8 protein-coding genes and 1 tRNA gene are annotated in these 9,783 nt (G+C 41.7%); all 9 read left to right on the plus strand.

Features of this window, described 5'->3' with window-relative positions:
• Position 1: 1 nt before the first annotated feature.
• Entirely contained in the window at positions 2–1,336 is a 1,335-nt protein-coding gene (gene murD, locus BV214_RS00600; protein ID WP_086475535.1) for a UDP-N-acetylmuramoyl-L-alanine--D-glutamate ligase, read from the plus strand.
• A 3-nt stretch (positions 1,337–1,339) separates the two neighbouring features.
• Positions 1,340–2,533, plus strand: a complete 1,194-nt coding sequence (locus BV214_RS00605) for an FtsW/RodA/SpoVE family cell cycle protein (protein WP_086475536.1) — start codon at positions 1,340–1,342, stop codon at positions 2,531–2,533.
• On the plus strand, positions 2,520–3,605 hold the full coding sequence (murG, locus tag BV214_RS00610) for an undecaprenyldiphospho-muramoylpentapeptide beta-N-acetylglucosaminyltransferase (protein WP_086475537.1): 1,086 nt from the start codon (positions 2,520–2,522) through the stop codon (positions 3,603–3,605). The genes BV214_RS00605 and murG overlap by 14 nt, the downstream gene beginning before the upstream one ends.
• A 35-nt stretch (positions 3,606–3,640) precedes the next feature.
• Positions 3,641–4,984: a UDP-N-acetylmuramate--L-alanine ligase gene (murC, locus tag BV214_RS00615; protein ID WP_086475538.1), complete on the plus strand. Its 1,344-nt coding sequence runs from the start codon at positions 3,641–3,643 to the stop codon at positions 4,982–4,984.
• A complete protein-coding gene (locus tag BV214_RS00620) occupies positions 4,981–5,700 on the plus strand; it encodes a cell division protein FtsQ/DivIB (protein ID WP_086475539.1) in 720 nt (239 codons plus the stop codon). Before murC ends, BV214_RS00620 begins: the two co-directional genes overlap by 4 nt.
• Before the next feature lie 3 nt (positions 5,701–5,703).
• Positions 5,704–7,035, plus strand: a complete 1,332-nt coding sequence (gene ftsA / locus BV214_RS00625; protein ID WP_086475540.1) for a cell division protein FtsA — start codon at positions 5,704–5,706, stop codon at positions 7,033–7,035.
• A gap of 46 nt (positions 7,036–7,081) precedes the next feature.
• Entirely contained in the window at positions 7,082–9,034 is a 1,953-nt protein-coding gene (gene ftsZ / locus BV214_RS00630; RefSeq protein ID WP_086475541.1) for a cell division protein FtsZ, read from the plus strand.
• Positions 9,035–9,126: 92 nt separating this feature from the next.
• Positions 9,127–9,579, plus strand: coding sequence for a GatB/YqeY domain-containing protein (locus BV214_RS00635; RefSeq protein ID WP_086475542.1), 453 nt, complete (start codon positions 9,127–9,129; stop codon positions 9,577–9,579).
• A gap of 31 nt (positions 9,580–9,610) precedes the next feature.
• A tRNA-Arg gene (locus BV214_RS00640) sits at positions 9,611–9,684 on the plus strand.
• Positions 9,685–9,783: the final 99 nt, after the last annotated feature.

Here is a 9,783-nt window from a genome sequence, read left to right on the forward strand (position 1 = left end):
GATGGAGCGGTTGGTGATATTAGGCGGAGGTGAGAGCGGTGTAGGTACCGCTATATTGGCTAAGAAAGAAGGCTTTGATGTCTTTGTGTCCGACAAGGGAAGCATCAAAGAAAAGTATAAAAACGTTCTTAATCATTTTGAGATCGATTGGGAAGAGGGGAAGCATACGGAATCTAAGATTTTCAATGCTGATCTGATTATGAAGAGTCCCGGTATCCCAGATACCGTTCCCATGGTGATGGCAGTAAGGAAGGCGGGGATATCCGTGGTATCCGAAATAGAATTTGCCTCTAGATATTCCAACGCAAAAATTGTAGGAATAACAGGAAGTAATGGCAAAACAACTACTACCATGCTCGCCTATCATATTTTAAAGGAAGCGGGACTGGAAGTGGGAATGGCCGGTAATGTGGGGGATAGTTATGCTAAAATGGTGGCAATAAACAATTTTGACCACTATGTGTTGGAGATAAGCAGTTTTCAGTTGGACGATATTGTCCACTTTAAGCCCCATATAGCAATTATCACCAATATTACCCCAGATCATTTGGATAGGTATAACTATCAATTTGAAAATTATGTAGCGTCTAAGTTTAAAATAGCGCAGTATCAGACAAAAGAAGATTATTTAATATACAATGCAGATGATGAAGTTATAGTATCGTGGTTGAAACAACACCCAGTTCGATCCAAATTGGTTCCTTTTTCCTTGGAAAATACACTGAGGGAAGGGGCGTATATGGAGAACGAAAAGATTATTATTAAAATAGAAAATAACACTGTAGAAATGAGTACAAAATCGTTAGCCTTGGAAGGAAAGCACAATGTTAAGAATACCATGGCGGCTACCTCGGCGGCTACCTTAATTGGTATTAGGAAAGAGTCCATACGTCGCAGTATCGAGACTTTTCAGGGGGTAGAGCACCGATTGGAAAAAGTGCTTAAAATACATTACGTGCAATATATAAATGACTCTAAAGCCACCAATGTAAATGCTACCTATTATGCATTAGACAGTATGAGGACCCCCACGGTGTGGATCGTTGGCGGAGTGGATAAGGGCAATGATTATAAGCAATTAATGCCCTTAGTGAGAGAAAAGGTAAAGGCCATTATTTGTCTTGGTGAGGATAATGCCAAGATTAAGGATGCCTTTAGCAATGTGGTAGATCTAATGGTAGAGACCTTTAGTATGGAGCAGGCAGTAAAAGCGGCCTATAAGATTGCAGAGCGGGGAGATACGGTATTGTTGTCCCCAGCTTGTGCCAGTTTTGACCTGTTTGAGAATTATGAGGATAGAGGAAATCAATTTAAAGCAGCAATAAAGAAATTATAACCTGTGGTAGGATTCTTAAATAAAATAAATGGAGATAAGGCTATTTGGGCTGTGGTAGCCCTCTTGTCTATATTTTCATTTTTGCCCGTCTACAGTGCCAGTAGTAATTTGGTGTATGTGGTTGGTACTGGGACGGCAATGGGTTATTTGGTGAAACATGCCATCCTGATTCTAATGGGGTTTGGTATCATCTACGGTGTGCATCGCATACCTCCCCATTTTTTTAAGGGACTATCCATTATTGCGATGCCTATAGTGGTGGTGTTATTACTTTACACTATGGCCCAGGGGACGGTGATAGATGGGGCCAATGCTAGTAGATGGATCCTTATTCCCATAGTGGGAATTACCTTCCAGACCTCTAGCCTGGCGTCGGTAGTTTTAATGATTTATGTGGCACGCTACCTCACAAAGATTAAAGATAGGACCATTACGTTTAAGGAAAGCATTTTACCGCTCTGGCTACCTGTCTTTTTGGTGGTTATGTTGATTTTGCCAGCCAACTTTTCAACGGCAGCGATTATTTTTTCCATGGTGCTGTTATTGTGTTTTCTGGGAGGATATCCCTTTAAGTATTTGGTGGGAATGGTGGTTGTTGGACTTTTAGGGTTAACGCTATTTATCCTTACTGCCAAGGCGGTGCCAGACCTGTTTCCCAACAGGGTGGACACTTGGATCAGTAGAATAGAGAACTTTACAGATCCCGCTGATACCGAGGCCGATTATCAGATTGAAAGGGCAAAAATTGCCATAGCCACTGGAGGTATTATGGGGAATGGAGCAGGTAAGAGTGTAATGAAGAATTTCTTACCCCAGAGTTCCTCAGATTTTATATATGCCATAATAGTAGAGGAGTATGGATTGGTAGGTGGCTTTGTGGTGATGTTCTTTTATATGTTGTTATTATTTAGGATTGTGGTGGTTTCCAATAGTGCCTCCACAGTTTTTGGAAAGTTATTGGTTTTGGGGGTGGGGCTCCCTATTGTTTTTCAAGCCTTGATAAATATGGCGGTGGCAGTAGAGCTTTTTCCGGTTACGGGGCAAACGTTGCCATTGATTAGTAGTGGTGGGACCTCCAGTTGGATGACCTGTTTGGCAATTGGGATAATTCTTAGTGTAAGCAACAAAAGAACCCCCAAGGAGCCCGAAGAAATAGATGAGAATAACCCTTTGGATGTATTAAGTGGGCAGTTATAGATTTATATTATCCGGAGGAGGTACGGGCGGGCATATTTACCCGGCAATTGCTATTGCTAATGAGTTAAAGGCTCGTTATCCCGATGCAGAGTTTTTGTTCGTAGGAGCAGAAGATAGGATGGAAATGGAAAAGGTTCCACAGGCTGGGTATAAAATAGAAGGCTTGTGGATAAGTGGGTTACAGCGGAAACTAACCCTGAAAAATTTAATGTTTCCGTTTAAAGTAGTAAGTAGTTTGGTAAAAGCGGCTAAAATAGTAAACAGGTTTAAACCCGATGTAGTAGTGGGAACTGGCGGATTCGCTAGTGGTCCTCTGTTGAGGGTGGCTGCTGGTAAAGGAATACCATGCCTTTTACAGGAGCAGAATTCCTATGCGGGGATTACCAATAAGCTATTGGCCGGAAAGGTCCGTAAAATATGTGTGGCCTATGAAGGGATGGAAGCATTTTTTCCAGCTTCAAAAATTGTGAATACAGGGAATCCTGTAAGGAGTGACCTTGTTTCGGTGGCCGATATTGCGGAGGCAATGCCATTTTTTAAGCTAGAGACTGGTAAAAGGACCCTATTAGTATTGGGAGGAAGCTTAGGTGCCCGGAGGATAAATGAATTGATAGCCGAAAAGTTGCCCTTGTTCAGTAGTTTGGGAATTCAACTTATTTGGCAATGCGGTAAACTGTATTATGAGGAGTATAAAAAACATGAAAGTGACGCAGTAAGGGTGTTGCCCTTTATAAATAGGATGGATTTTGCTTATAGCGCAGCGGATATAATTATATCCAGAGCGGGAGCAGGTGCCGTATCCGAGTTGAGTATTGTGGGGAAACCGGTATTGTTTATCCCTTCGCCCAATGTAGCGGAGGACCATCAGACGAAAAATGCAAAGGCTATAGCAGATAAAGATGCGGCCATTTTAATTAAGGAAAAGGATTTGGAGTCAGACTTTGATGCTGCGTTTACCCAGTTGGTAGACTCTAAGGAGTATAGGGAGACCCTTGGTCGGAATATTGTAAGGCTGGCCAAGCCCCATGCTACAAAGGAAATTGTAAACGAAATTGAAAAATTATTAGAATAAACGGAATTCATAGGTGGAATTCACTTGGAGATAACATGAATATAAAAGATATACATAACGTCTATTTTATAGGGATTGGAGGTATTGGTATGTCTGCCCTTGCCAGATATTTCAATTTTATTGGGAAGTCGGTTTCTGGGTACGATAAAACAAGTACTCCCTTAACCCAAGACCTTATGTCTCATGGTATCCAAGTACATTATGAGGATAACCTAAGTCTTATTCCAAGTGGTTATAGGGACCCGGAGAAAACCTTGGTGGTGTATACCCCAGCGGTTCCAGGAACCCATAAAGAGTACACCTACTTTAAAGCCAATGGTTTCCAAGTAAAGAAACGCTCGGAGGTGTTGGGGATGATTACCAAGGATAGCTTCTGCTTTGCGGTGGCTGGTACACATGGGAAAACCACCGTGTCCTGCATTTTGGCCCATATCTTAAAAGAAACCGGAATGCCATTGACCGCTTTCTTAGGGGGGATCTCCGAGGATTTTAATAGTAATTTTTTATTGGAGGGAACGGAGTATTCCGTAGTGGAAGCGGATGAGTTTGATCGTTCCTTTCTTCAGTTGTCGCCCAATATAGCCTGTATCACTTCTATGGATGCAGATCATTTGGATATATATGGTAATAAGGATGAGTTGGTAAAATCTTTTAAGGATTTTACAGCAAGATTGAAGCCTAATGGTAAACTGTTTGTGCGCAACGGACTGCCCATAGAAGGCATTACCTATGGTTTGGAAGACGATTCGGATTATAGTATTGTGAACCTCGCTATAGAAGATGGAGCCTATGTATTTGATATCCGTACGCCGGAAACAACTGTGGAGCGCGTCCGATTCCATAAGCCAGGACATCATAATTTGCTGAATGGATTGGTAGCTTTTGCCATGGCCTCCCAATCTGGTGCCTCCTTAAGATCCCTTGCTGATGCTTTGGGAACCTTTAAAGGGGTGCAAAGAAGATTTTCATATCAAATAAGAACGGAAAAATTTGTTTTTATAGATGATTATGCCCATCATCCCACGGAAATAGATGCCGTACACCAGGCAGTTTCAGAAATGCATGCTGGGAAAAAAGTGTTGGCGGTGTTTCAGCCCCACCTCTTTAGCAGGACGCGAGATTTTATAGATGATTTTGCTCGTAGTCTTTCTAAGTTTTACAGTGTATTACTGCTGGATATTTATCCGGCAAGAGAGGAGCCCATAGCCGGAGTAAATTCTCAATGGCTGTTGGATAAGATGGAGGGGACAAATAAAAAATTAATAGATAAGGAAGGCCTTATAGCGGAAATAAAAAGTCAGGCTCCCGATGTCTTATTAACTATTGGGGCAGGTGATATTGGATTGGAAGTTCAAAAAATTAAAAAGGAGTTACAATGAGGTTAAATTGGAGTTTCATAAAAATGGGAGTCTTGTTGCTGATTGTAATGGGACTATTTGCCTTTTCCAATGTAAGGAACAGTAACAGGCAGATTGGAAAGGTAGAAGTGAAATTTGTGGGAGATCAAAATTTATATATGACCCATGAGACGGTTAATAAAATGTTGATACAAAACTATGGTGATCTAGCTAATTTGGCTAAAGAAAATATAGTTTTGAATAGAATAGAAAAAGAGATTGAGGCCAATGAAATGGTCAAGGATGCCCAAGTTTTTCTTACCCTAACTGGTGAACTTGTGGTAAAGGTAGAGCAACGGAAGCCCATTGCAAGGGTAGCAGGAAGCACAAGATTCTATTTGGACGAAGAGGGGAAACCCATGCCTTTTTCTAGATATCACTCTGCCAGGGTTCCTTTAATAACAGGGAAAATAGATGAAAACTCCCTTAAGGATGTCTATAAGATTTTAAAGTTTAGCGAGACAGATGAATTTCTAACAAAGAACATTATAGGAATTCATATAAGCGAGGATAACAAATACCTACTAAAATTTAGGGTGGAGGATTTTGTGGTGGATTTAGGAGATGTGGAAGATTTAAATAAAAAGTTCAGCAATTTTAGGGCTTTTTATGTGAAGGCCTATAAGGATAAATCGTTGGACGATTATCATACAGTGAGTTTAGCGTTTAACAACCAGGTAGTGTGTACCAAAAATTAAGTTATGGAAGAAGGTAATTATTCAGTTGGGTTGGATATAGGGACCACAAAGATTGTGGCTATTATAGGAAAGGAGAATGAATACGGCAAGATAGAGATTTTGGGTATTGGTAGGTCTAAGAGTTTGGGTGTGCACCGTGGGGTGGTCAATAATATTACTCAAACCATAAAGTCCATACAGCAGGCTGTAGAGCAGGCAGAAGCCAATTCTGGCTTAAAGATTAGTTCGGTGGTAGTTGGTATTGCGGGGCAACATATAAGAAGTTTGCAGCACAGTGACTATATCACTAGACCTAACTCCGAAGATGTAATAAATGAACACGATGTGGATAAGTTGTGTAATCAGGTATATAAACTGGTTATGCTGCCAGGTGAGGAGATTATCCATGTGCTGCCTCAAGAGTTTAAGGTAGATGGGCAGGCAGAAATTAAACAGCCCATGGGAATGTACGGGGGTAGGTTAGAAGCCAATTTCCACGTAGTAGTAGGGCAGGTTTCTTCTATCCGAAATGTGGGTAGATGTATAAAGAGCGCCGGATTAAATTTGGCCAATATTACTTTGGAACCGTTAGCCTCGGCCAATGCAGTACTGAGCCAGGAAGAAAAGGAAGCCGGAGTGGCTTTGATAGATATAGGTGGTGGTACCACGGACTTGGCCATTTTTAAGGACGGAATTATTCGCCATACAGCCGTTATTCCTTTTGGGGGTGGTGTTATTACTGAAGATATCAAAGAGGGATGCTCCATTATAGAGAAACAGGCAGAACTGTTGAAAATTAAATTTGGATCTGCATGGCCGGGAGAGAATAAGGATAACGAAATAGTTTCCATACCTGGTTTAAGAGGAAGGGAGCCCAAGGAGATTACCTTGAAAAATCTATCGAAGATCATTCATGCCCGTGTGGTAGAAATTGTGGAGCAGGCGTATGTAGAGATTAAAAACTACGGCCATGAGGAGCAAAAGAAGAAATTGATCGGTGGTATTGTATTGACAGGTGGCGGTAGCCAATTGAAGCACTTAAAGCAATTGGTAGAATATATCACTGGGATGGATACTAGGATTGGATATCCCAATGAGCATTTGGCGGGCGATTCCGATGCCGAGATTGCCAGCCCCTTGTATGCTACTGCAGTGGGACTTTTGATGAATTCTGTACAGAATAAACCAAAAGTATTACAGGAGCAGGAGAAGGAAGTAAAAGAAAAAGAAGTAGAAAACAAGTCCACGGAACAGGAGGCGGATGTGCAAACCAAGCCAAATGTGAAAAAGGAACGAACTACCATTTTTGACAAATGGTTTGAGAGGTTCAAGGATTTTTTAGATAATGCAGAGTAACGCATAGATTAACAACACAGAAAAGTAAACCAGTAAATTAATTAAAATGAGCAAAAACACTGAATTTGAAAATATATCCTTTGATTTGCCCAAGAATCAAAGTAATGTAATAAAGGTCATCGGTGTCGGTGGAGGGGGGAGTAATGCAATCAATCACATGTTCCAGGCCGGGATCAATGGGGTAGATTTTATTATTTGTAACACAGACTCCCAGGCATTGGATAATAGCCCCGTTCCCCATAAAATACAGTTGGGGGTTTCCTTAACGGAAGGTTTGGGGGCTGGTGCCAATCCAGAGGTTGGAGAACAAGCAGCTATAGAAAGCTTGGAAGAGATAAAAGCCATGTTGGAAACAACAACAAAAATGGTATTCATAACAGCCGGTATGGGCGGGGGAACAGGTACTGGTGCTGCCCCTGTTATTGCCAAAATGGCGAAAGAATTGGATATCCTTACAGTGGGGATTGTAACCATGCCTTTCCTTTTTGAAGGTAAAATGCGTTGCCAACAAGCTCAGTTGGGAATAGAAAAATTGCGCGCCAATGTAGACTCTCTTATTGTTATTAATAATAATAAACTTAGGGAGGTATACGGTAATCTTGGGTTTAAGGCGGGCTTCTCCAAGGCAGATGAGGTCTTGGCCACCGCTGCCCGCGGTATAGCAGAGGTAATTACCCATCACTATACCCAAAACATCGATTTACGCGATGCTAAAACTGTGTTGTCTAATAGTGGTACCGCCATTATGGGATCGGCTACCTCTTCTGGGTCTTCAAGGGCCAATGAAGCAATCATGAAAGCATTGGATTCTCCCCTGCTAAATGATAACAAAATCAAGGGGGCTAAGAACGTATTGTTGTTAATCGTTTCCGGATCACAAGAGATTACCATTGATGAGATTGGTGAGATCAACGACCATATTCAGAATGAAGCCGGATTTGGTGCCAATATCATCATGGGTGTTGGAGAAGATGAAGGATTGGGTGAGGCAATCGCAGTAACGGTGATAGCCACGGGATTTAATGTAGACCAGCAGGACGACATTGTGAATACCGAATCCAAGAAAATTATACATACCTTGGAAGATGAGCAAAAGGCAGAACAGGTGTTAACATCAAAGCAGGTTGTTCACCATCTGATAGAGGAAAAAGAGGAGGTTAAACCTGCTCCGGCCCCAGCACCGGCTCCCGCTCCTATCAAAAAGGAGACAGACAGGCCGCAATCTAACATGGATCTAATTCCAACCTCTAGCTATATTAAGAATTTTAATGTGTATTATGAGGAGGTGCTCTCAGAGGAGAATCACGATGATTTTGTAATTATCAATGCCAATGAAGACATCAAGGATATTGAGGTAGTAGAACCAAAGGAAGTTCCTAGCAAGCAAGTGTCGGAAGATCAATTTATGATTAGTTTTGACATGCCCTTAGCAAAAAAGCCAGAGGAGAAGGAGGAGCCTCAGCATACCATTACTTTTGATTTAGAGGATGAAATAAGGGACATGAAGGTACGCGACCATGTAGAGGTTGCACCAGAAGCCCAATACAATAAAGAGGGGGAGAAGCGTTATAGCTTGGACGATTATATGGAGCTGGAAGACCAGCTTAACTCGGCCAAATCAAAAGCTCAAAATCAAAAATCCGAGCTACGCGAAGACGAGGCACTATTGTTTCGCACAAAAACCGTGGAAAGGGAAACACCCGCTCCAGCAAGGGAAATACCGGAGGAAATAGATCCGATAAATACGCCTTTGGATACTTTGTTAAAGGAACGTGCAGATGAGCGCCGTAGGAAATTGAAGGATTTTAATTATAAGTTTCAAAATAGCCTTAGCAATCTGGAAGAAATTTCCAAACAGCCGGCCTATAAGCGCCAGGGAGTTGACTTGAATGAAAATCCAAGACAGAATAAGGTCTCTAGGATGAGCTTAGGGGAGGATAGTAATGAGGAGATTCAATTACGTTCCAATAACTCTTATTTACATGATAATGTAGATTAAGCGAACCCAATTATTTTATGAAGTTTAAACCTGAAAATACTATTTGTTTTCGGGTTTATTTTTTTATCTTCGCAGGGCAAAAAAAATAGGCTATGGGATTACAGCAGCGTATAATGGAGGATATGAAAGTAGCGATGAGAGCCAAGGATACAGTGGCTTTGGAATCGTTACGTGCCATTAAATCAGCTTTATTACTTGCACAGACCGAAACTGGTTCTGGAACAGAACTCACCGAAGAGGATGAGATTAAGTTGGTGCAAAAGTTGGTTAAACAGCGTAAGGATAGCGCTGCAATTTATGTAGAGCAAGGACGGGAAGATTTGGCAGCGCCAGAATTGGAACAAGCCGCTGTCATAGAAAAGTTTCTGCCAGAGCAATTGTCGGAAGAGGAAATTGAAAAGGTAGTTGCCAGGATTATTGAGGAAGAAGGAGCTTCAGGAATGAAGGATATGGGGAAAGTAATGGGGAGAGCTTCCAAGGAATTGGGTGGACAGGCAGATGGAAAAACCATTTCTAATATTGTAAAGAAGAATTTAAGTAACTAATTTTGTACCGACCTTTTGTGTCGGATCATACGGCCCCGTGGCGCAACTGAATAGCGCATCAGATTTCGGCTCTGAGGGTTGGGGGTTTGAATCCCTCCGGGGTCACGAATAAACCACAAAAAAGTGGTTGTGCAAGCGAGCTTCAAAAAAGAAGCTCGCTTTTTTTTTGAAGCTTGTCGCCGCACAACTTTTTGTGGTTTTCAA

It is taken from the genome of Arenibacter amylolyticus, from assembly GCF_002150785.1.
Classification (GTDB): Bacteria; Bacteroidota; Bacteroidia; order Flavobacteriales; family Flavobacteriaceae; genus Arenibacter; species Arenibacter amylolyticus.